The organism is Streptomyces sp. NPDC001450, from assembly GCF_053597295.1.
Map to the genome: position 1 here is coordinate 53,408 of NZ_JBSFHY010000045.1, position 21,792 is coordinate 75,199.

The following is a 21,792-nucleotide window of genomic DNA, read 5'->3' on the forward strand; positions in this document are numbered from 1 at the left end:
TCGGTGCCCTCGTGCCGTATTCGTCCCCGGAAGCGCTGGTCAGGGGCCCTGTTCCGGGCCTAGGATGGCGCGCTCCGGCCATCCCCCGCGGTCACCGCCCCATCCGGGACCGCCCGACCCCGCGCCGAAGGCAGGCTCCCCCCACCGGCGCTGCGACGATGGACTCCCAGACCTCACAGTCATCCCAGGCATCCCAGTCACCTCATACGTTCCAGGTCGACCTGCGTGGTTTGGTGGACCTGCTCTCCCATCACCTCTACTCCAGCCCCAAGGTCTACCTGCGCGAGCTGCTGCAGAACGCGGTGGACGCGATCACCGCCCGTCGGACCGAGGATCCGGGCGCCCCGGCCCGGGTGCGTCTGCATGCCGCGGACGGCGCCCTGCGGGTGGAGGACAGCGGCATCGGGCTCACCGAGTCGGACGTGCACAGCCTGCTGGCGACGATCGGCCGCAGTTCCAAGCGGGCGGACGGCCTGCAGGAGGCCCGGTCCGACTTCCTCGGCCAGTTCGGCATCGGCCTGCTGGCCTGTTTCGTGGTCGCCGAGCGGATCCGGGTGGTCAGCCGCAGCGCCCGTACGCCCGGGGCGCCGCCCGTGGAGTGGACGGCCCGCGACGACGGCTCGTACACCGTGCGGACGCTGCCCGACGCCGAGCGGCCCGAGCCGGGCACCACCGTGCACCTGGTGGCGCGGGCCGGCGCGGCCGAGTGGCTGTCGCCCGAGCGGGTCCGCACCCTGGCCCGGGACTTCGGCTCGCTGCTGCCGTACGACGTCCGGGTGGGCGAGGAGGAGGTCACGGACCTCCCGGCGCCCTGGGACCGCGCCTATCCGACTCCCGCGACGCGCCGGGTGGCGCTGGCCCGGCACTGCCACGAACTGTTCGGTTTCACCCCGCTGGACTCGATCGACCTGGACGTGCCACTGGCCGGGATCCGCGGGGTGGCGTACGTGCTGCCATCGGCGGTCAGCCCGGCGCAGCGGGCCACGCACCGCGTGCACCTGAAGGGCATGCTGCTGACCGAGCGGGCCGAACAGCTGCTGCCCGACTGGGCCTTCTTCGTGCGCTGCGTCCTGGACACCGACAGCCTGCGGCCCACGGCCTCGCGTGAGTCGCTGTACGAGGACGAGACCCTGGCGGCCGTGCGGGAGGCGCTCGGGGAGCGGATCCGGTCCTGGCTCACGGGGCTGGCGGCCGGTGATCCGGAGCGGCTGGCCGCGTTCCTCGCCGTGCACCACCTGGGTGTGAAGTCGCTGGCCCGGCACGACGGCGACATGCTGCGCACGATGCTGCCATGGCTGCCGTTCGAGACGACCGACGGGCAGCTGTCCCTGGAGGAGTTCGCGCAGCGGCACCCGGTGGTGCACTTCACGCGGACGGTCGAGGAGTACCGGCAGGTGGCGCCGATCGCCTCGGCACAGGGCGTCGGCGTGGTCAACGGCGGTTACACGTACGACAGCGAGCTGGTCGAGGCGCTGCCGTCGGTGCGGCCGGGCACGGTGGTCGCCGAGCTGGACGCGGACACCGTGACCGCGCACCTGGACGCGGTGGACCCTGCAGAGGAGCTGGCGCTGTCGGGCTTCCTGGCGGCCGCGCGCGCGAAGCTCGACCCGCTGGGCTGTGACGTCGTGCTGCGCGCATTCCACCCGCTGTCCGTGCCCGCGCTGCACCTGGACGACCGGGCCGCCCGGCACGAGCAGGCGCGGGCCGAGGCCGAGGAGCAGGCCGACGACCTGTGGGCGGGCATCCTGGGCTCGCTGCGCGGCAGCGCTCCGCGCGCGCGTCTGGTGCTCAACCATCTCAACCCGCTGATCCGCAGGATCAGTTCACTGCGGGACCCGGAGTTGATCGGCACCGCCACGGAGTCGTTGTACGGGCAGGCGCTGCTGATGGCGCAGCGTCCGCTGAGGCCGGCCGACTCTGCGCTGCTCAACCGGGCGTTCATCGGCCTCCTGGAGTGGGCCACACACGGGGAGAACGGTCGCTGATGGGTGGAATCGACGGGATCGCGGACTTCGACGCGCTGCGCCGGGCGATGGCGGAGAACTCCGAGCAGCCGGAGGGCCCCGCACGCAACGCGCGCGCGGAGCAGCTGCTCGCCGAGGCCGAGAAGCTGAACATCCCGCTCGCCGTGATCGAGGCGCTCGGGCACCAGCTGAAGGTCTACAACTACAGCTCCGAGAAGGACCGGATGTTCGTCCCGTTCGCGCGGCTGCTGCGCCTGTGGGACGAACGGCCGGAGGACTTCGACGAGTACGAGGCGCACTCGCTGCACTGGGTCTTCAAGTGGGTGTCGGCGGGCATGCTGGACCAGCCGCACATCCCGCTCGCCTCGATCGAGAAGTGGCTCGGCGAGATGGAGAACCGCTACCGGCTCGCGGGGCACTCCGAACGGGCGGTGCGCAGCGCAGAGTTCAGTGTCGCGGCACACATAGGCGACCTGGAGCGCGCGGAGCGGGCGTACGCGGCCTGGCTGGCCGCGGACCGGGACCGGATGGCCGACTGCCACGCCTGCGAGCTGCACGGGCAGGGCATCTGGCAGGTCAAGCGCGGCCGGGACGCGGACGCGCTGGAGTTGTGGCGGCCGGTGCTGGAGGGCGAGTACAGCTGCGCCCACGAGCCGCACACGGTCCTCGCCTCCTCGCTGACTCCCCTGCTGCGCCTGGGCCGCCTGGACGACGCCCGCACCCACCATCTGCGGGGCTTCCGGCTCGTACGCCCCATGGAGAGCATGCGGGGCGCCTACGCGGACCACGTGGAGTTCTGCGCGCTCACCGGCAACGAGGCGCGCGGTCTGGAGTTGCTCGCGCAGCGGCCGGCGTACTTCACGGACACCGGGCATCCGCGCAGCCGGCTGGACTTCATGGCCGTGGTGACGCTGCTGACGGACCGGCTGACCGGGCTGGGGCTCGGCGAGCGGCAGGTGCCGGGCCCTGCCGGACGGTCCTGGACGGCACGGGAACTGGCCGCCCACGCGCGCGCGGAGGCGCTGGACCTGGCCGGGCAGTTCGACCGGCGCAACGGCACGTCGTACGTCGGCGACCGCGTCCGCGCGCGCATGGCCCAGCGCCCGCTGGTGGACCGGCTGCCGCTGGGCGTGCGCACGGTGCGCTCCACGCCGCAGCCCCTGGTACCGCCCCCGGCGCCCGAGGTTCCCGGACAGCCGGACCTGTCCGCCCTGCTGGCCGAGGCACGCCGGCTGTCGGACACCCTGCAGCCGCACGCCCTGGAGGCCTGGGCGGCGGTCGCACGGGCCGCCGAGGGGGCCGAGCTGGACGCCCGCGACCGCGCGCAGATCGCCGACCACGAGGCGATGGCCCAGGGCCCCGAGGGCATCGCCCTGTTCGACCGGGCCGCCGGGCTGTACGCGGAGGCGGGCGACCCCGGGGAGGCCCTGGCGGCACGCGCGCGCGGGGCGTACGTACGCGCGCTGACGGGCGAGGTGGACGAGGCCCTGACAACGGTCGCCGCGCTGTACGACCAGGCCCTCGCGCTGTACGCCGAGGGCGCCACCGGGGTACGGCAGACGGCGTCGGTGGTGATGAGCCGGGCGCGGGTCCTGATGCGGCGGGTGCACGACGGCGCCGAGGGCGCGGCGAGCCCGGAGGCGCGGGCGGCGGCCGAGCGGGCCGTGCTCGAGGTGCTGGCGCTCGTCGACGGGCGGGCGGGCGACGACGTGCGCCTGGCCGCGCGGGCCGCCGAGGCGCGGGCGATGCTCGCCGAGCTGGCCGGGAAGTCCGGGGACGTCGAGCGGACGGCGGAGCTGTTCCGGCAGGCCGCCACGGAGTACGTGGCGGCCGGGCTGCCGTGGTTCGCGGTGGAGTACGAGGTGCAGGTCGCGGCGCTGGCGCAGCGGCTCGGCGATCAGACCGGGGCCGAGCGGGCGCTGCGGGCCGCCCTGGAGCACGGCGGGCCGTACGTGGAGCCCGTCGGGCGGGCGCAGCTGCATCTCCAGCTCGCCGAGCTGCTCGGTCTCCGGGACGAGGTCGTGGAGGCGGCGGAGCACGCCCTGGAGGCCGCGCACTGGGCCGACGAGGCGGGCGAGAGCGCCACCCTGGGCGCCTGGGCACGGCACCAGCTGGGCGGCTTCCTGCTGCGCCAGGGGCGGTGCGCGGAGGCGGCCGAGGTGCTGGAGTCGGCGCTGCCCGACCTGTCCGCCGAGACGCACGGCGACGGGGCCGTCGTACAGGCGCGGTGGTGGCTCGGGGACTGCCTGAGCGAGCTGGGTGAGCACCGGGAGGCCGCCGAACGGCGGCTGCAGGCGGCCGAGATCGCCCGGCACTGGCCCGAGCAGCAGGACCACGCCACGCTCGCCCATCTCGCCGCCGAGTCGCTGAGCAACGCCGGGCTGCTGGAGGAGGCCGATCAGGCCTACGCGCGCGCGGGCGAGCTGTGGCGCTCGCTCGGCAATCCGCACTTCCTCGTCCGCTCGCTGCGCGCCCGCGGCTGGCTGGCGCTGCGCGGGGAGGCCGGAGCGGAGGGCGCGCGAGAGCTGATGGCGGAGGCGGTGCGCACGTGCGAGCGTGCGCGGGAGGCCGCGGCGGACCCGGCGGCCCGGGAGCAGCTCTCCGCGGAACTCGGCAACACCCACCGCCAGTTCGGCGACCTGCTGGCCCGCTCTGCGGCCGAGGTGGACGAAGAGCGGGACGACGTGATCCAGGGCGCGTTCGAGGCCGCGGTGACCCAGCTGGACCGCGCGGCGGCGGTGTTCGGCGCGCTCGGCACGGAGGGGCTGCACAGCCGTACCGGTGCCGAACTCGCCGCGGGCTGGCTGGAGGCCGACCTCGGCCGCTCCGCCGAGGCGGTGGCACGCGCACGTGGCGTGCTCGCGGCCTACGAAGGCGCCGGCGACACGGACGAGACCGTGCAGGCGCGGCGGGTGGAGGCGACGCAGATGCTCCAGCTGGACCGGGCCGGGAAATGACCCGGCGCCGGTTCACTCCACGCCGATGAGCAGCAGCGCCCCCTGCCGGCCGCCCCGGTACACCACCGTGTCCACCGCGAGGTAGGACTCGCGCACGCGAGCCTCCAGGCGGTCGGCGACGCTCTCGGGCGCCTCGTCGCCCACGACGAGGGTGACCAGTTCGCCGCCGGCCTGGAGCATGCGGTCCAGGACGGTCTCGGCGGTGGCGGCGACGTCCGCACCGATCACCGCCACATCCCCGTCGATCAGGCCCAGGACGTCCCCGGCCTGGCAGATGCCGGCCGTCGTCCAGGACTGCCGTTCCGCGACGACGACCTCGGCGTACCGGGTGGCGCCCGCCGCCGAGGTCATCTGGACGACGTCCTCGTCGAAGCGGCGCTGCGGCTCGTGCACGGCGAGCGCGGCGATGCCCTGCACCGCCGAGCGGGTCGGGATCAGAGCGACCCGGATGCCCTCGGTGCGGGCCTGCTCGGCGGCCGCGGCGGCCGTGTGGCGCAGCTCGGCGTCGTTGGGCAGCAGCACGACCTCGCGCGCGTGGGCCCGCCGTACGGCCTGCACCAGCTCCCCGCTGGCGGGCGGCTCCCCGGGGCGCGCCAGGACGGCGGTCGCGCCGGCCTCGGTGTACAGCCCTGCCAGGCCCTCGCCGGGCACGACGGCGACGACCGCCCGCTGGGCGCGCTCCCGCGGCGGTCGCTCGCCGCCGGTGTGCACGTCGCCGAGCCTGAAGTGGGTGATCCGGATCCGGTACGGCCGCCCGGCCTCGACGCCCACCTCCACGGCCGCGCCCGCGTCGTCGACGTGCACGTGGACGTTCCACAGCCCGTCGCCGCCGACCACGACGAGGGAGTCCCCGAGGGCGTCGAGCCGCTCCCGCAGCCGGGCCACGGCCTCGTCGTCGGCCTCCAGGAGATAGATCACCTCGTAGGCGGGTCCGCCGTCCTCGGCGCCCTCGGCGCACGGGTCCGCCCCGGCAACGGCCTTCACCCGCGCGCGTGCGTCGGAGACGGCCACCGGGACGGCTTCCGACCCCTTCGGGGCCTCGCGTACCGCCTCCCCCGTGCACGCCTCCACCAGCGCCCCCAGCACGGCCACGAGCCCTCGGCCGCCCGCGTCGACCACCCCGGCCCGCTCCAGCACGGCCAGCTGCCCCGGAGTCGCCGCCAGGGCCGCTCTGGCGCCCTCGTAGGCAGCCCGCACGACCGTCCCGCAGTCGCCCTCGGCTCCCTCGGCGGCGTCCGCCGCGGCGGAGGCGACCGTCAGCACCGTGCCCTCGACCGGGTGGGCCACGGCCTGGCGGGCGGAGTCGGCGGCCTGCCGCAGGGCCAGCCGCAGCCCCACGCCGTCGATGCGGGACCCGTCACCGGCCTCCGCCTCGGCGAGGACCTGGGCCATGCCCCGCAGCAGCTGGGCGAGGATCGTCCCGGAGTTGCCCCGGGCCCCGATGAGCGCCCCGTGGGCCATCGCGTGCACGGTGTCCGCGAGCGAGGGCTCCTGCGCCCCCGTTCCGTACCCGGCGAACACGGCCTCCACGGCGGTCGCCGCCGATTCCAGGGTCAGATAGAGGTTGGTCCCGGTGTCCCCGTCGGCCACGGGATAGACGTTGATCGCGTCGATCTCCTCGCGCGCCCGTCCCAGCGCCCCCAGCGCCAGACCGCACCAGGTGCGCACCGCGAGAGCATCGAAGAATGTCTGCGGCACCTGCGCCACCTGCGCCTCCCTGACTGGCTGGACGTGGACGCAGCGTAGACCCCGGAGTGGTGTGCTCCGGAAGAGGGCCGGGAGCGGGCCCCTGAGCAGCCATGGTAGTTTCGTTGTGCTGGCGCAGTCGTTGTATGCTGCTCCGGTTGCCCGATCCAGATCGGGCCGTTCCCCTGGCAGCGCCACTCAGATCTCTGATCCTGCGATCTCGATCCCGGCATGCCGGGATTATCCGTAAGTGCATCTGAAGTCTTTGGAGTGACCCGTGGCTGCCAACTGCGACGTCTGCGGCAAGGGGCCGGGCTTCGGCAACAACATCTCGTTTTCGCACCGCCGTACGTCCCGTCGCTGGAACCCGAACATCCAGCGTGTGCGTACCGTGGTCGGCGGGACGCCGAAGCGCGTGAACGCTTGCACCTCGTGCATCAAGGCCGGCAAGGTCTCGCGCTGACGCAACAGCTGAGCGCGCGGCCACTGCCTGGTTCGCTGCACAGAGCCGGTCCACCCCCGGGTGGGCCGGCTTTTTGCCGCGCCCGGTCGCATCACTCCCGATTCCGCAGCCACCACCCGTGGTCCACCGGCCCGATCCCGTTGCCCAGCGGGAATCCCGCCTTGATCGTCTCGGTGACGTAGTCCTTGGCCCCCGCCACCGCCAACGGCACCGAGACTCCCTTCGCCAGCCCTGCCGCGACGGCGGACGCCAGGGTGCAGCCCGTGCCGTGGGTGTGCGGGTTCTCCTGGCGGGGGAAGCGCAGCCGGTACTCGTCGGTGCCGTCCGTGAGCAGGTCCACAGCGGTGTCCCCGGGCAGATGCCCGCCCTTGATCAGCACCCACCGCGGCCCGTACGCCAGCACGGCCTCGGCGGCCCGTCGTAGATCGCCCTCGGACTCGACCCGCACCCCCGTGAGTTGGGTGACCTCGTCGAGGTTCGGGGTGGCCACCGTCGCCACCGGAAGCAGCTTGGTGCGTACGGAGTCCAGCGCGGAAGCGGCCAGGAGCGGGTCGCCGTGCTTGGAGACGCCCACCGGGTCCACCACGGCCGGCGCGTCCGTGCCGGAGATCAACTCGGCGACCGCCTCGACCAGTTCGGCCGAGGCCAGCATCCCGGTCTTCACGGCCTGTACGCCGATGTCGTCCACGACAGCGCGGTACTGCGCCCGTACGGCCTCCACCGGCAGTTCCCAGGCGCCCTGCACGCCCAGGGAGTTCTGCGCGGTCACGGCCGTGATCACGCTCATCCCGTGCACGCCGAGCATGAGCATCGTCTTCAGGTCGGCCTGGACGCCGGCGCCGCCGCCGGAGTCCGAACCGGCCACCGTGAGCACCCTCGGCGGTGTTCCGACGGTGCTCACGACTCCATGTCCCCGAAGTGGTCCCAGCCGCCCTTGCTGGTCCAGGGCGCCCCGTCGACCGTCACCTGGGGCAGCGCCGAGGGGTTGAGGACCTCGCCGATGACCTTCCAGCGGGCCGGCAGCTTGGCGTCCGGCGGGAAGGTCGCCACGATCGCGTGGTCCTCTCCCCCGGTCAGCACCCACTGCAGCGGGTCCACGCCGACGGCCTGCCCGATGTCGTTCATCTGCGTGGGGATGTCGATCGCGCCGGAGCGGATGTCGATGCGGACCTTGCTGGCCTCGGCGATGTGCCCGAGGTCGGCGATCAGCCCGTCGCTCACGTCGCACATCGCGGTCGCGCCGAGCGCGGCGGCGGCCGGGCCCGCGTGGTACGGCGGCTCGGGGCGCCGGTGGGCCTCGACGAAGGCGCGCGGGGAACGGAAGCCGCGGGAGAGCACCGCGTAGCCGGCCGCGGACCAGCCCAGCCAGCCCGTGACGGCCACGAGGTCGCCGGGCTGGGCTCCGGCGCGGGTCACCGGCTCCTGGTTGCGCAGATCGCCGAGCGCGGTGATCGACACCATGATCGTGTCCCCGCGTACGACGTCCCCGCCGACCACGGAGGCGCCCGCGACCTGGCACTCGTCGCGCAGGCCGTCCATCAGCTCGCTGGGCCAGGTGACCGGGAGTTCGGCCGGGACGACCAGGCCGAGCAGCAGCGCGGTCGGTACGGCACCCATCGCGGCGATGTCCGCGAGGTTCTGCGCCGCCGCCTTGCGGCCGACGTCGTAGGCCGTGGACCAGTCACGGCGGAAGTGCCGCCCCTCCAGCAGGATGTCGGTGCTCGCCACCACCCGGCGGTCGGGCGCGGCGACCACCGCGGCGTCGTCGCCGGGGCCGATCCGGACCGCCGGGGTGGTGGTGAGACGGGAGGTGAGCTCCCTGATGAGCCCGAACTCCCCTAGCTCACCGACAGTGCCCTTCATGACCCTTGCTCCCCTTCTGTCCCTTGCCGTGTGCCCGGTCGCGCGTCATCAGTGTCCCCGATACGGTCGAGGTGACCGTCAACTTCTGTCGTGCCTGCACCCTGGCGCGCAAGCCCGGTTCCCGCAGGTCTCCCCGCGGGGAGCGGCGACGCGATACCGTGGCGTTCCTTTTCCCCACATGATCCTCGTGGCCGCCCTGGAGGTTCCGTGGTACAGGCGTACATCCTGATCCAGACGGAGGTCGGCAAGGCGTCGACCGTCGCCGAGACGATCGGCAAGATCCCTGGAGTGATCCAGGCCGAGGACGTGACGGGTCCGTACGACGTCATCGTGCGCGCTCAGGCCGACACCGTCGACGACCTCGGTCGCATGGTGGTCGCGAGGGTCCAGCAAGTGGACGGCATCACCCGCACCCTGACCTGCCCGGTCGTGCATCTGTAGCCCCCGTCTACGCTTGGCCGGTGAACATCTTCCGTCACCGGCCTCTCGGCCTGCTCACGCCCGTGCTGCTGATCGCGGTCGCGGGCTGCTCAAACGCAGACGACAGCGCCACGGTGGCGGTTCCCAGCCCCGACGCGAGGACGGCGAAGGTGTGCCGGGATCTGCACCGGGTGCTGCCCGAGAAGCTGGACGGACGGGGCCGTCAGGACCCCGAGCCCCGGTCCGCCTACACGGCGGGCTGGGGAAGCCCGGCGATCATACTGCGCTGCGGTGTCGTACGGCCGCCGAAGATGGTCGACCCGAAGGTGGCCGAGGGCGGGGACCGGGACGCCATGGCGGGCGGGGTGGACGGCGTCGACTGGCTGATGGAGAAGCAGGGCGACGGCACCTGGCGGTTCACCACGGCGGGCCGCCTGGCCTATGTGCAGGTGAGGCTGCCCGAGGGGATGTCGGGGCCGGACGGCACTCCGGTGCTCACCGGACTCGCGTCGGCCGTGAAGAAGGCGATCCCCAAGGGGATCGCCTCCATGCGGTGACAGCGGTGGTGCGGGTCAGCGAAGCCCGGTCGAGCGGCGCAGCGCGGCCTGCACCAGGCGGTCCACCAGCTCCGGGTAGCTGATGCCGGTGGCCTGCCACATCTGCGGGTACATCGAGATGGGCGTGAAGCCGGGCATGGTGTTGATCTCGTTGATGACGAACTCGCCGTCCTCGGTGAGGAAGAAGTCCGCACGGACCAGGCCCTCGCAGGAGGCCGCCTCGAACGCCTCGACCGCGAGACGCCGCACCTCGGCGGTCTCCTCGTCGGTGAGCGGGGCCGGGACGATGCCGGGCGTGGAGTCGATGTACTTGGCCTCGAAGTCGTAGTACGCGTGCGCGTCCGGCGGCGGGATCTCGGCCGGGACGGAGGCGCGCGGCCCGTCCTCGAACTCCAGGACGCCGCACTCGATCTCGCGGCCGCGCACCGCGGCCTCCACCAGGATCTTCGGGTCGTGCCGCTGTGCCTCGGCGATCGCCTCGTCCAGGCCGGAGAGGTCCTCGACCTTGGTGATGCCGATCGACGAACCCGCGCGCGCGGGCTTCACGAACAGCGGCCAGCCGTGCTCGCCGGCGAGGTCGATGATCTTCTTGCGGGCGGCGGACTCGTCCTGCGCCCACTCGCGGGGCCGGATCACCACGTACGGGCCGACCTTGAGCCCGAAGGAGGTGAACACCCGCTTCATGTACTCCTTGTCCTGGCCGACGGCCGAGGCGAGCACACCCGCGCCCACGTACGGGATGCCGGACAGCTCCAGGAGGCCCTGGAGGGTGCCGTCCTCGCCGTACGGGCCGTGCAGCACCGGGAAGACCACGTCGACCTCGCCGAGGGCCTTGGGCACCGAGCCGGGCTCGGTGTAGACGACCTCGCGGCTGGCGGGGTCGACGGGGAGCACCACGCCGCCCTCGGTGGACTCCGCCAGTTCCGCCACGTTGGGGGTACGGCGGTCGGTGATGGCCATCCGCTCCGGCTCGTCCGCCGTCAGGGCCCAGCGGCCGTCCGCGGTGATGCCGATCGGCAGGACGTCGTACTTCGTCCGGTCGATGGCCTTGAGGACGGCGCCGGCGGTGACCACGGAGATCCCGTGTTCGGAGCTGCGCCCGCCGAACACGACGGCCACGCGCGGCTTGCGGGACGGCTGCTCAGGGCTCTGGGGGAGGTTCTCGGTGCTCATATCGCGTTGAGAGTACCCGTTGGTAGAGCCCGGATACAGCGTCGACGGGCCGCCGAACAAGGGGCGTCGCTCAGCGTCGCTCGGGCTTCGCGCTGCGCGACATCAGCTCCTTGAGGGCGACCACCGGCGGCTTGCCCTCGTGCACGATGTCCACGACCGTCTCGGTGATGGGCATCTCCACACCGTGCCGGCGGGCCAGATCGGCCACGGACTCGCAGGACTTGACGCCCTCGGCGGTCTGCTTGGTGACCGCGATGGTCTCCTCCAGGGTCATGCCCTTGCCGAGGTTGGTGCCGAAGGTGTGGTTGCGGGACAGCGGCGAGGAGCAGGTGGCCACCAGGTCGCCGAGGCCCGCGAGGCCGGAGAAGGTCAGCGGGTCGGCGCCGAGCGCCATGCCGAGCCGGGTGGTCTCGGCGAGGCCGCGGGTGATGAGCGAGCCCTTGGCGTTGTCGCCCAGGCCCATGCCGTCGGCGATGCCGACCGCGAGGCCGATGACGTTCTTGACCGCGCCGCCGAGTTCGCAGCCGACCACGTCGGTGTTGGTGTACGGCCGGAAGTACGGCGTGTGGCAGGCGGCCTGGAGCCGCTGGGCGACCCTCTCGTCCGTGCAGGCGACCACGGCGGCGGCCGGCATACGGGCGGCGATCTCCCGGGCCAGGTTGGGGCCGGTGACGACGGCGATACGGTCGGCGCCGACCTTGGCGACGTCGTCGATGACCTCGCTCATGCGCATGGTGGAGCCGAGTTCGACGCCCTTCATCAGGGAGACGAGCACGGTGCCGGACGCAAGCAGCGGGGTCCACTCGGCGAGGTTGGCGCGCAGGGTCTGGGAGGGGACGGCGAGGACGGTGAAGTCCGCGTCCCGCAGGGCCTCGGCGGCGTCCGCGGTGGCGCGCAGGTTCTCCGGGAGTTCGACGCCGGGGAGGTAGTCGGGGTTGGTCCGCGTGGAGTTGACCGCCTCGGCCAGCTCGGGGCGGCGGGCCCACAGGGTGACCTCGCAGCCCGCGTCGGCCAGGACCATGCCGAAGGCGGTGCCCCACGAGCCGGTGCCCATGACGGCAGCCCGGACAGGCTTGCTCACTTGCCGCTCTCCTCTTCCGTGCCGCTCCCTGAGACATCCGTGCCGGCCTGGGCGGCCTCCGTCGCGGTCAGCGAGGCCTCCTCAGCGCCCTCCCCGCCCCGCTGCGCGGCCTTCTGGCCGGTCTGGGCACGGGTCTTGCGCCGCTGCTCGATCCGCTCACGGCGCGGGTCGTAGGGCGTCTCGGGCGCCTTCTCGCCGCGGATCTCCTCCAGCTGGCGGGTGATGGCCGCCATGATGACCTCGGTGGCCTCCTTCAGGAGGTCGGCGGTCATCTCCTTGTCGTAGAAGCGGGAGAGGTCCACGGGCGGGCCCGCGAGGACGCGGTGGGTCTTGCGCGGGAAGAGGTGGGGCTTCTTGGCGTAGGGCGGCAGCAGTTCGTTGCAGCCCCACTGGGCGACCGGGATCACCGGGCACTTGGTCTGCAGGGCCACCCGGGCGGCACCGGTCTTGGCGGTCATCGGCCAGCCGTCCGGGTCGCGGGTGAGGGTGCCCTCGGGGTAGAACGCGACGCACTCGCCGCGCTCCACGGCCTCGATGGCGGCGCGGAAGGCGCTGAGCGCGTCCGTGCTCTCGCGGTAGACCGGGATCTGCCCGGTGCCGCGCATCGCGGCGCCGACGAATCCCTTCTTGAAAAGTCCGCTCTTCGCCAGGAATCGCGGAACCCGTCCGGTGTTGTACTGATAGTGCGCGTACGCGAAGGGGTCCACGTGGGAATTGTGGTTGACCGCGGTGATAAATCCGCCGTCGGCCGGAATGTGCTCCATTCCATGCCAGTCCCGCTTGATCAGAACCACCAGCGGCGGTTTGCAGAGGACCGCTGCGAAGCGGTACCAGAACCCGATTCTGCGGCGGGACACGCGGACACCTTCCTCTAGGACTTGCTCGGGGCCCGGGGGCCGCACAAGTGTCGCCCCAGGCCGCCGGTCTGTCGAGAACACCGTACGCCCGCCCGTCACCCACCACCGTCCTTCCAAGGAGCTTCGCGCCCCTCCCCGATCCCGGCGTGACGGATGCCCCGGGGGACAATGAGCGCGACAAGAGAGGGGCGGTACGCCGGTGCAGTGGACCTTGGTCATCCCCCTGAAGCCTCTGGCGCGGGCCAAGAGCAGGCTCTCCGACACCGCCGACGACGGGGTGCGCCCCGGGCTGGCCCTCGCGTTCGCGCAGGACACGGTGGCCGCGGCGCTGGCGTGTCCCGCGGTCGCGGATGTGGCGGTCGTCACGGACGACGCGCTGGCCGGCCGGGAGCTGGCGGCGCTGGGCGCCCGGATCGTCCCGGACACTCCGGCGAGCGGCCTGAACGCCGCGCTGGCGCACGGTGCGGCCGCCGTACGGGAAATGCGCCCCGGTGCCGCGCTGGCGGCCCTGAACGCCGATCTCCCGGCTCTGCGCCCGCTGGAATTGTCCCGGGTACTGGACGCCGCGGCCGAATTCCCGCGCTCCTTTCTCGCCGACGCGGCCGCCCTCGGCACCACCCTGCTGGCCGCCGCCCCCGGTCAGGAATTGCGGCCGGCTTTCGGTACGGATTCCCGGTACCGCCACCGCACCTCGGGCGCGACGGAACTCGCCCTCACCGAGGTCGATTCGGTACGCCAGGACGTGGACACCGGCGAGGACCTGCGCGCGGCGCTGGCACTGGGGGTGGGTTGGTACACGGCAGCGGTGTCGGCGGGGTTACTGATTCCGGGGTCCTGAGGTGCGCGGTGCAGGGCTGGGCGGGGGTGCCTTTCGCTCGCCCGCGGCAACCATGCAACCGACGGGACCGCAACTCCCCAGGGGTGCGGGGCCGTGCCGATATGCGGCTCCGCCGCGTGGACGCGACCAGCCACGACGAGCCCGCAGTCGACGGACGACCCGCAGCCCGACGACGAACCGACGGAGGCACTACGCTGGCCGTCATGCAGGCGACCGCATACACGTACGACCCCGAAACCCGCAGCGGACAGGTGCTGCTCGACGACGGCACCCCGGTCCCCTTCGACGCGGCGGCGTTCGACGCGGGCGGGCTGCGGCTGCTGCGCCCCGGACAGCGGGTGCGGATCGAGACGGAGAGTGCCGGAGACGGCCTGCGGATCACGCTGGTGACCCTGCAGACGCTCTGAGGCTCCGGAAAACGCCGCGGGCCGGGCTCCCCAGGGGAGTCCGGCCCGGCGCATGAGTGCCCTGGCGACTTACGACGCCTTGCGGGCAGTGGCCTTCTTCGCGGTGGTCTTGCGGGCCGTCGACTTCTTGGCCGGGGCCTTCTTGGCGGTGACCTTCTTCGCCGGGGCCTTCTTGGCCGTCGTCTTCTTCGCGGCGGCCTTCGCCGTGGTCTTCTTCGCGGCGGCCGTCGTCTTCTTGGCGGTGGTCTTCTTCGCCGTGACCTTCTTCGCCGTGACCTTCTTCGCGGGAGCCGCCTTCTTGGCCGTGACCTTCTTCGCGGCCGCCTTGGTGGTCTTCTTGGCCGCGGCCTTCTTGACCGTCGCGGCAGCCCCGCCGGTCAGGCTGCCCTTGGGCGCCTTCTTGACGGCGACCTCGCCGCCGCGCGGGAGCTTCTTCGAGCCGCTGACCAGGTCCTTGAAGCCCTGGCCCGCACGGAAGCGCGGCACGGAGGTCTTCTTGACCCGAACCCGCTCGCCCGTCTGGGGGTTACGGGCGTAGCGGGCGGGGCGGTCCACCTTCTCGAAGGACCCGAAGCCGGTGACCGAAACCCGCTCGCCCGCGACGACCGCGCGGACGATGGCGTCCAGGACATGATCGACAGCATCGGCGGCCTGCTGGCGGCCACCCATCTTGTCGGCAATCGCTTCTACGAGCTGCGCCTTGTTCACGTCTTCCCCTTCGGAGACATCGCCAGAACGAAAGTGTTCAAGCTTTTTCGCACGTTAGGCAGATATATACCGCAAATCAAACACGAAACGGGCTTATCACCCTTGTGCCGCAACGGACTCGGTTGTCTCGGGCTGTTCAGCGGTCCTCGTCGGGGATCCGACCCTCGTCGAGGTCCTTGGTGAACCGCTCGAGCCGCCTTGCCGCATCGGCGATGTCGTGCTTGGCCGCGGCCGTAATGACCAGCAGCTTCCGGTTCAGCGCCATCCGTACGCCCTCCGGGACTTGCAGTGCGCGCACTCTTGTGTGCGCTTCCTTCAGTTGGTCCGCGACCGCCGCATAGAGCTCGAGTTGGCCGTCGTGTTCCATGCACAGATTGTGCCATCTGGGGCGAGTTGTCGCCTGCGCAGGGTGCAACTGCCGCCTCAAAAGGCCTTCCGGCCACTTGCCAAAGCCGCGTTCACAACACTCGCGTACCCCGGCAACGGCCTTCGTAACGTGGGGAGTTGAGCGGACCTGCGGGAACGTCCGGGGCCGTTCGGGTGCAGAAATGGCCGTACCCCCGATCGTGGCGATCGGGGGTACGGACGGGGTGTTGAGGTGGCCGGATCTCGACCCGGCCGGGGTATCTGGATCAGACCTGGAGCGTGCGCGGCTTGTAGCCCGGCCGCTTGCCCTCGTAGGCGGCGATGTCGCCCTCGTTCTGGAGGGTGATGGAGATGTCGTCCAGGCCGTTCAGCAGCCGCCAGCGGGAGTTCTCGTCCAGCTCGAAGGAGGCGGTGACGCCCTCGGCGCGCACCTCGCGGGCCTCCAGGTCGACGGTGATCTCGGCCTGCGGGTCCCGCTCGGTCAGCTCCCACAGCGCGTCCACGACCTTCTGGTCGAGAACCACGGTGAGCAGGCCGTTCTTCAGCGAGTTGCCCCGGAAGATGTCCGCGAAGCGGGAGGAGATCACGGTCTTGAAGCCGTAGTTCTGCAGCGCCCAGACGGCGTGCTCACGGGAGGAGCCGGTGCCGAAGTCGGGGCCGGCGACCAGGACGGTGGCGCCCTGCCGCTCGGGATGGTTGAGGATGAAGGACTCGTCCTTGCGCCAGGCCTCGAACAGCCCGTCCTCGAAGCCGTCCCGGGTCACCTTCTTGAGCCAGTGAGCAGGGATGATCTGGTCGGTGTCGACGTTGCTGCGGCGCAGCGGGACGGCCCGGCCGGTGTGGGTGGTGAAGGCTTCCATGGTTCTCAGACTCCAGCGGGCGCAGGGGCGTCGGACAGGTCGGCGGGCGAGGCCAGGTGGCCCAGGACGGCGGTCGCGGCCGCGACCTGCGGCGACACCAGGTGGGTACGGCCGCCCTTGCCCTGCCGGCCCTCGAAGTTGCGGTTGGAGGTGGACGCGGAGCGCTCACCCGGGGCCAGCTGGTCGGGGTTCATGCCGAGGCACATCGAGCAGCCCGCGTGCCGCCATTCGGCGCCGGCCTCCTTGAAGACCACGTCCAGGCCCTCGGAGACGGCCTGCAGACCGACCCGCGCGGAGCCCGGGACGACCAGCATCCGTACGCCGTCGGCGACTTTGCGGCCGCGCAGCAGGTCCGCGGCGGCGCGCAGGTCCTCGATACGGCCGTTGGTGCAGGAGCCTACGAAGACGGTGTCCACCTTGATGGAGCGCAGCGGCTGACCGGCCTCCAACCCCATGTACTCCAGGGCCTTTTCGGCGGCCAGGCGCTCCGAAGCGTCTTCGTACGAAGCCGGGTCGGGGACGGACGCCGAAAGCGGCGCGCCCTGGCCGGGGTTGGTGCCCCAGGTGACGAACGGCGACAGCTCCTCGGCGTTGATGACGACCTCGGCGTCGAAGACCGCGTCCTCGTCCGTCCTCAGGGTCTTCCAGTACTCGACCGCGGCGTCCCAGTCGGCGCCCTCGGGGGCGTGCGGACGACCCTTGAGGTACTCGAAGGTGGTCTCGTCGGGGGCGATCATGCCCGCGCGGGCACCGGCCTCGATCGACATGTTGCAGATGGTCATCCGGGCTTCCATCGAGAGCTTCTCGATGGCCGAGCCGCGGTACTCCAGGATGTAGCCCTGGCCGCCGCCCGTACCGATCCGGGCGATGATCGCCAGGATCAGGTCCTTGGCGGTGACGCCCTCGGGCAGCTCGCCCTCGACGGTGATGGCCATGGTCTTGGGGCGGGCCAGCGGCAGCGTCTGGGTGGCCAGCACGTGCTCCACCTGGGAGGTGCCGATACCGAACGCCAGCGCACCGAAGGCACCGTGCGTGGAGGTGTGCGAGTCGCCACAGACGACGGTGGTGCCCGGCTGGGTCAGACCCAGCTGCGGACCCACGACGTGCACGACGCCCTGCTCGACGTCGCCCAGCGGGTGCAGGCGCACCCCGAACTCGGCGCAGTTCTTGCGCAGCGTCTCCAGCTGGGCGCGGGAGACCGGGTCCGCGATGGGCTTGTCGATGTCGAGGGTCGGGGTGTTGTGGTCCTCGGTCGCGATGGTGAGGTCGAGACGGCGCACCTTGCGACCGTTCTGACGCAGACCGTCGAAGGCCTGCGGGCTGGTCACCTCGTGCAGCAGGTGCAGATCGATGTAGAGGAGGTCGGGCTCGCCCTCGGCGCGCCGGACGACGTGGTCGTCCCAGACCTTCTCCGCGAGTGTCCTACCCATCGCTTTCCCTCCGGCCGGCAAACGTCCACCGGCCCAACTAGAGATCTTGAGGAAGCGGCGACTGCCTTTTTAGGGGCCCCTGAAGTCGTGATTCCGGGCGTCCACCGCCAGGCCCGTTGGTCTGCGGGCCGCTGTGTGATTCCAGGGTGGCGCGTTCCACGGAAAATTGAACTTGCGTTTCACAGAGTGAGACGTGAGTATCGTTGCATGGACAACAGTAGCGGCGTCGGCGTTCTGGACAAGGCGGCCCTCGTCCTGAGCGCTCTGGAGTCCGGTCCGGCCACCCTCGCGGGTCTGGTCGGAGCCACCGGACTGGCACGACCCACGGCCCACCGCCTGGCCGTGGCCCTGGAACACCACCGCATGGTGGCACGCGACATGCAGGGTCGGTTCATCCTCGGCCCGCGCCTCGCGGAACTGGCGGCGGCGGCCGGCGAGGACCGCCTGCTCGCGACGGCGGGCCCCGTGCTCACCCACCTCCGCGATGTCACCGGCGAGAGCGCACAGCTCTACCGACGCCAGGGTGACATGCGGATCTGCGTGGCCGCGGCGGAACGTCTGTCCGGCCTTCGGGACACGGTCCCGGTCGGCTCCACGCTGACCATGAAGGCGGGCTCCTCGGCGCAGATCCTGATGGCCTGGGAGGAGCCCGAGCGCCTGCACCGCGGCCTCCAGGGCGCCCGCTTCACGGCGACGGCCCTGTCGGGCGTCCGACGCCGCGGCTGGGCCCAGTCCATCGGCGAGCGCGAGCCGGGCGTGGCGTCCGTCTCGGCGCCCGTACGCGGCCCCTCCAACCGCGTGGTGGCCGCGGTGTCCGTCTCCGGCCCCATCGAGCGCCTGACGCGCCACCCGGGCCGTATGCACGCCCAGGCGGTCATCGACGCCGCAGCCCGCCTTTCGGAGGCCCTGCGCCGCTCGGGCTGACGGCGGGAACACCGGAACACCTCGGACGCGTCCGAGGAAGGCCCGCCTCAACGCCGCGGCAGGCCCTCCTCGGTCCCCGTCCCCCCGTTCAGCCGGCCTTCTCGGCCGGCGATGTCCGCTGCGACCGGTAGGCGAACCTGTCCTTCGCGTACCGGCCCCGCTTCTCCAGCGGGATCTGCCCGTGCGCGGCCGCGAGGCCGAACGCCGGCATGTCCCCGTAGATCGCCTCGTACGACCCCTCGGGCACGACGTACGTCTCGTGCCAGATACCGACCTGCCCGTGGAACTTCCCGGCCCGCTCCTTGCGGTTGAGGCGCGCCCAGGCTTTGTGATGGAAGGCCTCCGGCGCTGTCGCGTAGGCGTACAGCTTCTCCTTGGACTCCCAGTACTGCACGACGTAGTACGTCCGCGGGGAGGCCGTCAGCAGGACGCGGCTGAGCAGACCCCGCTCGGGCTCCTTCCGCAGATCCCGCAGCATGCGGAGCATCCCGGACATCACCGGCAGCCACAGGTGCACCGCCCAGAAGCGGTTGATGCGCATACCGATCAGCAGGACGACGACCTCGCCCTTCGCGTCGGCGGTCGTACGGGTCACCATGACCACTCCCCCATCGTTGGCGAGCAAAGCTATCCAAGTAGTGGTGCTTGGATAGTGCCGTTATCCGAGAAGGAGCGCAAGAGATGCGGCTGGCGGAGCTGAGCGAGCGCAGCGGTGTGTCCACGGCGACGATCAAGTACTACCTGCGCGAAGGGCTGTTGCCGCCGGGCCGCCAGATCAACGCCACGACGGCCGAGTACGACGAGGAGCATCTGCGCCGGCTGCGGCTGGTGCGGGCGATGATCCAGGTGGGCCGGGTGCCGGTGGCCAAGGTGCGCGAGGTGCTCGGGCACGTGGACGACGACTCCCTGGGCCGCTCGATCCGCCTGGGCGCGGCGCTGTGGGCACTGCCGCAGGTGCCGGAGCCGGACGAGGAGGACGAGTACGTCCAGGCCGCACACCAGGAGGTCTCCGAGCTCCTGGACCGGCTCGGCTGGGAGAACGCCAAGCAGCTCACGACCGTCTCCCCCGCGTACCGCTCGCTGGTGGTGGGGGTGGCCGCGTTCCGCCGGCTCGGCTACGACTGGGGAGCCGAACAGCTCGCGCCGTACGCCGAGTTGATGCACCGGACTGCCGTCCTCGACCTGGACAACATGGAGACGCACCCGTCGCAGGCGGAGCGGATCGAGTTCGCGGTCCTGGGGGCGATCCTCAACGAGCCGGTGCTGCAGGCACTGCACCGGCTGGCTCAGGAGGAGGAGACGACACGGCGGTACGGCTTCGAGTAGCCGGCGCCGGGCACGACGAAGGCCCTCCGCCGAAGCGAAGGGCCTTCCTCTTGTACCCCCGACCGGATTCGAACCGGCGCTACCGCCTTGAGAGGGCGGCGTGCTAGGCCGCTACACAACGGGGGCCTGGACACTGCGTTTCCGCAGGTCCGAGCTGGTCTACCTGGACTCGAACCAAGACTAACTGAACCAGAATCAGTCGTGCTGCCAATTACACCATAGACCAATGATGGTTTAGACCAGTCAGTACCCCCGACCGGATTCGAACCGGCGCTACCGCCTTGAGAGGGCGGCGTGCTAGGCCGCTACACAACGGGGGCCCTAGCGATCCCGAGATGATCGAGATCAGTACCCCCGACCGGATTCGAACCGGCGCTACTGCCTTGAGAGGGCAGCGTGCTAGGCCGCTACACAACGGGGGCTTTGCAGATGAGCTCTGCGAGCTGGCCTACCTGGACTCGAACCAAGACTAACTGAACCAGAATCAGTCGTGCTGCCAATTACACCATAGGCCACTGGAACTCAAGCCCCTGCGGGGATCTCGTTCTAGTTCGCTCCACCGGTTCCTGGCCTTTCGGCCCGCTCCCCGGCGGCGCAGGAAGAACATTACCCGAAGGTGGACGGGGCTCCAAAACGAGTATCCGAGCGCACGAGCGCGGGGAGTTCGGCGAGGGTCGAGATCCGGTGTGCGGCCACCGTGTCCGAGCCCTGCGCGTACACCCCGCCGCGGTCGATCCAGACGGACAGCAGCCCGGCCTCGGCCGCGCCCCGCCCGTCGATCTCCGGGTGGTCGCCGACGTACGCCACCTCGTGCGGCAGCAGGCCGAGGGCCTCGCAGGCCGCGAGGAACGCGCCGGCCTCCGGCTTGGAGACGCCCAGCTCGGCGGCGCACAGCACGCTCTCGAAGCGGTCGCGGACGCCGAGGGTGCGCAGCTTGTGCTCCTGGACCGTGAGGCTGGAGTTGGACAGCACCCCGTGCCGGTGGCTGGCGGCGAGGGCGTCCAGGGCGGGCAGCACGTCCGGGAACAGGCTCCAGGCGGCCTCGTAGTGAGCGATGTAACGCCGGAACCAGGCGTCGGCCTCGGCGTCGGACAGTTCCTGCTCCAGGAAGACCCGTACGCGCTCGCGCCGCTGCCCCTCGAAGGAGACCTCCCCGGCCGAGAAGCGCACCCACTGCCGGTCGGTGACCTCCCGCCACCGCACGAGGGCCTGCTCCGGGCTGTCGTACCCGGAGAGCAGGCCCTCCTCCGCCAGATGGGCACGCATGCCCTCGCGGTCCGCGGTCGTGTAGTCGAAGAGGGTGTCGTCCACGTCCCAGACCACGGCTCTGATCGTCATGGCACCGACCGTACCGCCGAACGGCTGGGGGCTCGGGGGTCATCCCCCGACGGATGCGGCGTCGAAGAGGGTGTCGTCCACGTCCCAGACCACGGCTCTGATCGTCATGGCACCGACCGTACCGCCGAACGGCTGGGGGCTCGGGGGTCATCCCCCGACGGATGCGGCGTCGAAGAGGGTGTCGTCCACGTCCCAGACCACGGCTCTGATCGTCATGGCACCGACCGTACCGCCGGACGGCTGGCACACTGGTCGCCATGAACGAGTACCGCGTCCAGTTCACTGTCGAGGCCCGCGCCACATACGACGCCCTGCCCGCGGAGCGCCGGGCGCTGTTGGACAAGGCCGTGCGCGTACTGGCCCGCGACCCGTTCCGGAAGACCTCGACCGCGCAGCTGGGGCCGGACGAGCACCTGCGCAAGGCGTACGTGGCCCCCGGATTGATGCTGGAGTACATGGTGGCCGGCGCGATCATGGTCGTCGTCGTGGTGGAGATCTTCGATGAGAGCGCCTATCTGATCGACGAAGCCGACGCACAGTGACCGATGCGCCGAGGGGCGGCACCCCGGAGTCT

Annotated in this window: 22 protein-coding genes and 5 tRNA genes; 10 read left to right on the forward strand and 17 right to left on the reverse strand. The window is 71.6% G+C overall.

Translation table 11 applies throughout. The features are described 5' to 3' along the window. Positions 1-158: 158 nt before the first annotated feature. Both ACWC5O_RS37105 and ACWC5O_RS37110 read left to right on the forward strand, forming a co-directional pair. On the forward strand, positions 159-1,985 hold the full coding sequence (locus ACWC5O_RS37105) for an HSP90 family protein (protein WP_450590949.1): 1,827 nt from the start codon (positions 159-161) through the stop codon (positions 1,983-1,985). Then, the gene (locus ACWC5O_RS37110; RefSeq protein WP_450590948.1) at positions 1,985-4,921 is read left to right on the forward strand and encodes a tetratricopeptide repeat protein; all 2,937 of its coding nucleotides are present in this window, start codon (positions 1,985-1,987) and stop codon (positions 4,919-4,921) included. Before ACWC5O_RS37105 ends, ACWC5O_RS37110 begins: the two co-directional genes overlap by 1 nt. Before the next feature lie 12 nt (positions 4,922-4,933). Here ACWC5O_RS37110 and ACWC5O_RS37115 read toward each other — a convergent pair whose 3' ends face one another. Beyond that, positions 4,934-6,628 (reverse strand): DAK2 domain-containing protein, encoded by a 1,695-nt coding sequence (locus tag ACWC5O_RS37115; protein WP_450590947.1) that lies wholly within the window; start codon positions 6,626-6,628, stop codon positions 4,934-4,936. Positions 6,629-6,884: 256 nt separating this feature from the next. Here ACWC5O_RS37115 and rpmB point away from each other — a divergent pair, with 256 nt between their 5' ends. Then, positions 6,885-7,070 (forward strand): 50S ribosomal protein L28, encoded by a 186-nt coding sequence (gene rpmB, locus ACWC5O_RS37120; RefSeq protein ID WP_009190838.1) that lies wholly within the window; start codon positions 6,885-6,887, stop codon positions 7,068-7,070. A 91-nt stretch (positions 7,071-7,161) separates the two neighbouring features. Here rpmB and thiD read toward each other — a convergent pair whose 3' ends face one another. Further along, on the reverse strand, positions 7,162-7,971 hold the full coding sequence (gene thiD, locus ACWC5O_RS37125) for a bifunctional hydroxymethylpyrimidine kinase/phosphomethylpyrimidine kinase (protein WP_450590945.1): 810 nt from the start codon (positions 7,969-7,971) through the stop codon (positions 7,162-7,164). Further along, a complete protein-coding gene (locus ACWC5O_RS37130) occupies positions 7,968-8,933 on the reverse strand; it encodes a thiamine-phosphate kinase (RefSeq protein WP_393480440.1) in 966 nt (321 codons plus the stop codon). Before ACWC5O_RS37130 ends, thiD begins: the two co-directional genes overlap by 4 nt. 207 nt (positions 8,934-9,140) lie before the next feature. On the opposite strand from ACWC5O_RS37130, the gene ACWC5O_RS37135 reads away from it, so the two are divergent. Both ACWC5O_RS37135 and ACWC5O_RS37140 read left to right on the forward strand, forming a co-directional pair. Then, positions 9,141-9,374: an Lrp/AsnC family transcriptional regulator gene (locus ACWC5O_RS37135; RefSeq protein ID WP_450590943.1), complete on the forward strand. Its 234-nt coding sequence runs from the start codon at positions 9,141-9,143 to the stop codon at positions 9,372-9,374. Between the two features lie 20 nt (positions 9,375-9,394). Further along, on the forward strand, positions 9,395-9,910 hold the full coding sequence (locus tag ACWC5O_RS37140; RefSeq protein WP_450590942.1) for a DUF3515 domain-containing protein: 516 nt from the start codon (positions 9,395-9,397) through the stop codon (positions 9,908-9,910). 15 nt (positions 9,911-9,925) lie between these two features. Here ACWC5O_RS37140 and ACWC5O_RS37145 read toward each other — a convergent pair whose 3' ends face one another. The 3 genes from ACWC5O_RS37145 to ACWC5O_RS37155 form a co-directional block, all read right to left on the reverse strand. Beyond that, positions 9,926-11,083 (reverse strand): D-alanine--D-alanine ligase family protein, encoded by a 1,158-nt coding sequence (locus ACWC5O_RS37145; protein WP_450590940.1) that lies wholly within the window; start codon positions 11,081-11,083, stop codon positions 9,926-9,928. 70 nt (positions 11,084-11,153) lie between these two features. Beyond that, complete coding sequence (locus ACWC5O_RS37150; RefSeq protein WP_450590939.1) at positions 11,154-12,164, reverse strand: NAD(P)H-dependent glycerol-3-phosphate dehydrogenase; 1,011 nt, start codon at positions 12,162-12,164, stop codon at positions 11,154-11,156. Continuing rightward, positions 12,161-13,021, reverse strand: a complete 861-nt coding sequence (locus ACWC5O_RS37155; protein WP_450590938.1) for a lysophospholipid acyltransferase family protein — start codon at positions 13,019-13,021, stop codon at positions 12,161-12,163. The genes ACWC5O_RS37150 and ACWC5O_RS37155 overlap by 4 nt, the downstream gene beginning before the upstream one ends. A gap of 199 nt (positions 13,022-13,220) precedes the next feature. On the opposite strand from ACWC5O_RS37155, the gene cofC reads away from it, so the two are divergent. Together cofC and ACWC5O_RS37165 are read left to right on the forward strand one after the other, a co-directional pair. Then, a complete protein-coding gene (cofC, locus tag ACWC5O_RS37160) occupies positions 13,221-13,859 on the forward strand; it encodes a 2-phospho-L-lactate guanylyltransferase (RefSeq protein WP_450590937.1) in 639 nt (212 codons plus the stop codon). Positions 13,860-14,062: 203 nt separating this feature from the next. After that, entirely contained in the window at positions 14,063-14,266 is a 204-nt protein-coding gene (locus ACWC5O_RS37165) for a hypothetical protein (protein WP_450590936.1), read from the forward strand. A 69-nt stretch (positions 14,267-14,335) separates the two neighbouring features. On the opposite strand, the gene ACWC5O_RS37170 is transcribed toward ACWC5O_RS37165, so the two are convergent. The 4 genes from ACWC5O_RS37170 to leuC form a co-directional block, all read right to left on the reverse strand. Beyond that, the gene (locus tag ACWC5O_RS37170) at positions 14,336-14,974 is read right to left on the reverse strand and encodes an HU family DNA-binding protein (protein WP_145883470.1); all 639 of its coding nucleotides are present in this window, start codon (positions 14,972-14,974) and stop codon (positions 14,336-14,338) included. Between the two features lie 136 nt (positions 14,975-15,110). Next, on the reverse strand, positions 15,111-15,341 hold the full coding sequence (locus ACWC5O_RS37175; RefSeq protein ID WP_386576520.1) for an SCO5555 family protein: 231 nt from the start codon (positions 15,339-15,341) through the stop codon (positions 15,111-15,113). Positions 15,342-15,606: 265 nt separating this feature from the next. Further along, complete coding sequence (gene leuD, locus ACWC5O_RS37180) at positions 15,607-16,200, reverse strand: 3-isopropylmalate dehydratase small subunit (RefSeq protein ID WP_450590935.1); 594 nt, start codon at positions 16,198-16,200, stop codon at positions 15,607-15,609. Between the two features lie 5 nt (positions 16,201-16,205). After that, complete coding sequence (gene leuC / locus ACWC5O_RS37185; RefSeq protein WP_450590934.1) at positions 16,206-17,630, reverse strand: 3-isopropylmalate dehydratase large subunit; 1,425 nt, start codon at positions 17,628-17,630, stop codon at positions 16,206-16,208. A 207-nt stretch (positions 17,631-17,837) separates the two neighbouring features. On the opposite strand from leuC, the gene ndgR reads away from it, so the two are divergent. Beyond that, positions 17,838-18,554, forward strand: coding sequence for an IclR family transcriptional regulator NdgR (gene ndgR, locus ACWC5O_RS37190; protein WP_009320373.1), 717 nt, complete (start codon positions 17,838-17,840; stop codon positions 18,552-18,554). Between the two features lie 88 nt (positions 18,555-18,642). On the opposite strand, the gene ACWC5O_RS37195 is transcribed toward ndgR, so the two are convergent. Further along, entirely contained in the window at positions 18,643-19,152 is a 510-nt protein-coding gene (locus ACWC5O_RS37195; RefSeq protein ID WP_450590933.1) for a DUF4188 domain-containing protein, read from the reverse strand. Positions 19,153-19,235: 83 nt separating this feature from the next. On the opposite strand from ACWC5O_RS37195, the gene ACWC5O_RS37200 reads away from it, so the two are divergent. Beyond that, complete coding sequence (locus ACWC5O_RS37200; RefSeq protein ID WP_450590932.1) at positions 19,236-19,880, forward strand: MerR family transcriptional regulator; 645 nt, start codon at positions 19,236-19,238, stop codon at positions 19,878-19,880. Between the two features lie 53 nt (positions 19,881-19,933). On the opposite strand, the gene ACWC5O_RS37205 is transcribed toward ACWC5O_RS37200, so the two are convergent. The 6 genes from ACWC5O_RS37205 to ACWC5O_RS37230 form a co-directional block, all read right to left on the reverse strand. After that, a tRNA-Glu gene (locus ACWC5O_RS37205) sits at positions 19,934-20,006 on the reverse strand. Between the two features lie 28 nt (positions 20,007-20,034). Continuing rightward, a tRNA-Gln gene (locus ACWC5O_RS37210) sits at positions 20,035-20,106 on the reverse strand. A gap of 21 nt (positions 20,107-20,127) precedes the next feature. After that, positions 20,128-20,200: transfer RNA gene (locus tag ACWC5O_RS37215), tRNA-Glu, on the reverse strand. A 29-nt stretch (positions 20,201-20,229) separates the two neighbouring features. Beyond that, positions 20,230-20,302, reverse strand: a tRNA-Glu gene (locus ACWC5O_RS37220). Positions 20,303-20,323: 21 nt separating this feature from the next. After that, a tRNA-Gln gene (locus ACWC5O_RS37225) sits at positions 20,324-20,395 on the reverse strand. 91 nt (positions 20,396-20,486) lie between these two features. After that, a complete protein-coding gene (locus tag ACWC5O_RS37230; protein WP_450590931.1) occupies positions 20,487-21,218 on the reverse strand; it encodes an HAD family hydrolase in 732 nt (243 codons plus the stop codon). 257 nt (positions 21,219-21,475) lie between these two features. Here ACWC5O_RS37230 and ACWC5O_RS37235 point away from each other — a divergent pair, with 257 nt between their 5' ends. Beyond that, positions 21,476-21,760: a hypothetical protein gene (locus ACWC5O_RS37235; protein ID WP_450781168.1), complete on the forward strand. Its 285-nt coding sequence runs from the start codon at positions 21,476-21,478 to the stop codon at positions 21,758-21,760. The last annotated feature ends 32 nt before the right edge of the window (positions 21,761-21,792 follow it).

Excerpts from the sequence above, each read along its gene's own strand:
- ACWC5O_RS37130 (WP_393480440.1), bottom strand. The coding sequence starts at position 8,933 with ATGAAGGGCACTGTCGGTGAGCTAGGGGAGTTCGGGCTCATCAGGGAG.
- ACWC5O_RS37110 (WP_450590948.1), top strand. The coding sequence starts at position 1,985 with ATGGGTGGAATCGACGGGATCGCGGACTTCGACGCGCTGCGCCGGGCG.
- leuC (WP_450590934.1), bottom strand. The coding sequence starts at position 17,630 with ATGGGTAGGACACTCGCGGAGAAGGTCTGGGACGACCACGTCGTCCGG.
- ACWC5O_RS37200 (WP_450590932.1), top strand. The coding sequence starts at position 19,236 with ATGCGGCTGGCGGAGCTGAGCGAGCGCAGCGGTGTGTCCACGGCGACG.
- ACWC5O_RS37165 (WP_450590936.1), top strand. The coding sequence starts at position 14,063 with ATGCAGGCGACCGCATACACGTACGACCCCGAAACCCGCAGCGGACAG.
- ACWC5O_RS37105 (WP_450590949.1), top strand. The coding sequence starts at position 159 with ATGGACTCCCAGACCTCACAGTCATCCCAGGCATCCCAGTCACCTCAT.
- leuD (WP_450590935.1), bottom strand. The coding sequence starts at position 16,200 with ATGGAAGCCTTCACCACCCACACCGGCCGGGCCGTCCCGCTGCGCCGC.
- ndgR (WP_009320373.1), top strand. The coding sequence starts at position 17,838 with ATGGACAACAGTAGCGGCGTCGGCGTTCTGGACAAGGCGGCCCTCGTC.
- ACWC5O_RS37175 (WP_386576520.1), bottom strand. The coding sequence starts at position 15,341 with ATGGAACACGACGGCCAACTCGAGCTCTATGCGGCGGTCGCGGACCAA.
- ACWC5O_RS37235 (WP_450781168.1), top strand. The coding sequence starts at position 21,476 with ATGAACGAGTACCGCGTCCAGTTCACTGTCGAGGCCCGCGCCACATAC.
- ACWC5O_RS37230 (WP_450590931.1), bottom strand. The coding sequence starts at position 21,218 with ATGACGATCAGAGCCGTGGTCTGGGACGTGGACGACACCCTCTTCGAC.
- ACWC5O_RS37145 (WP_450590940.1), bottom strand. The coding sequence starts at position 11,083 with ATGAGCACCGAGAACCTCCCCCAGAGCCCTGAGCAGCCGTCCCGCAAG.
- ACWC5O_RS37195 (WP_450590933.1), bottom strand. The coding sequence starts at position 19,152 with ATGGTGACCCGTACGACCGCCGACGCGAAGGGCGAGGTCGTCGTCCTG.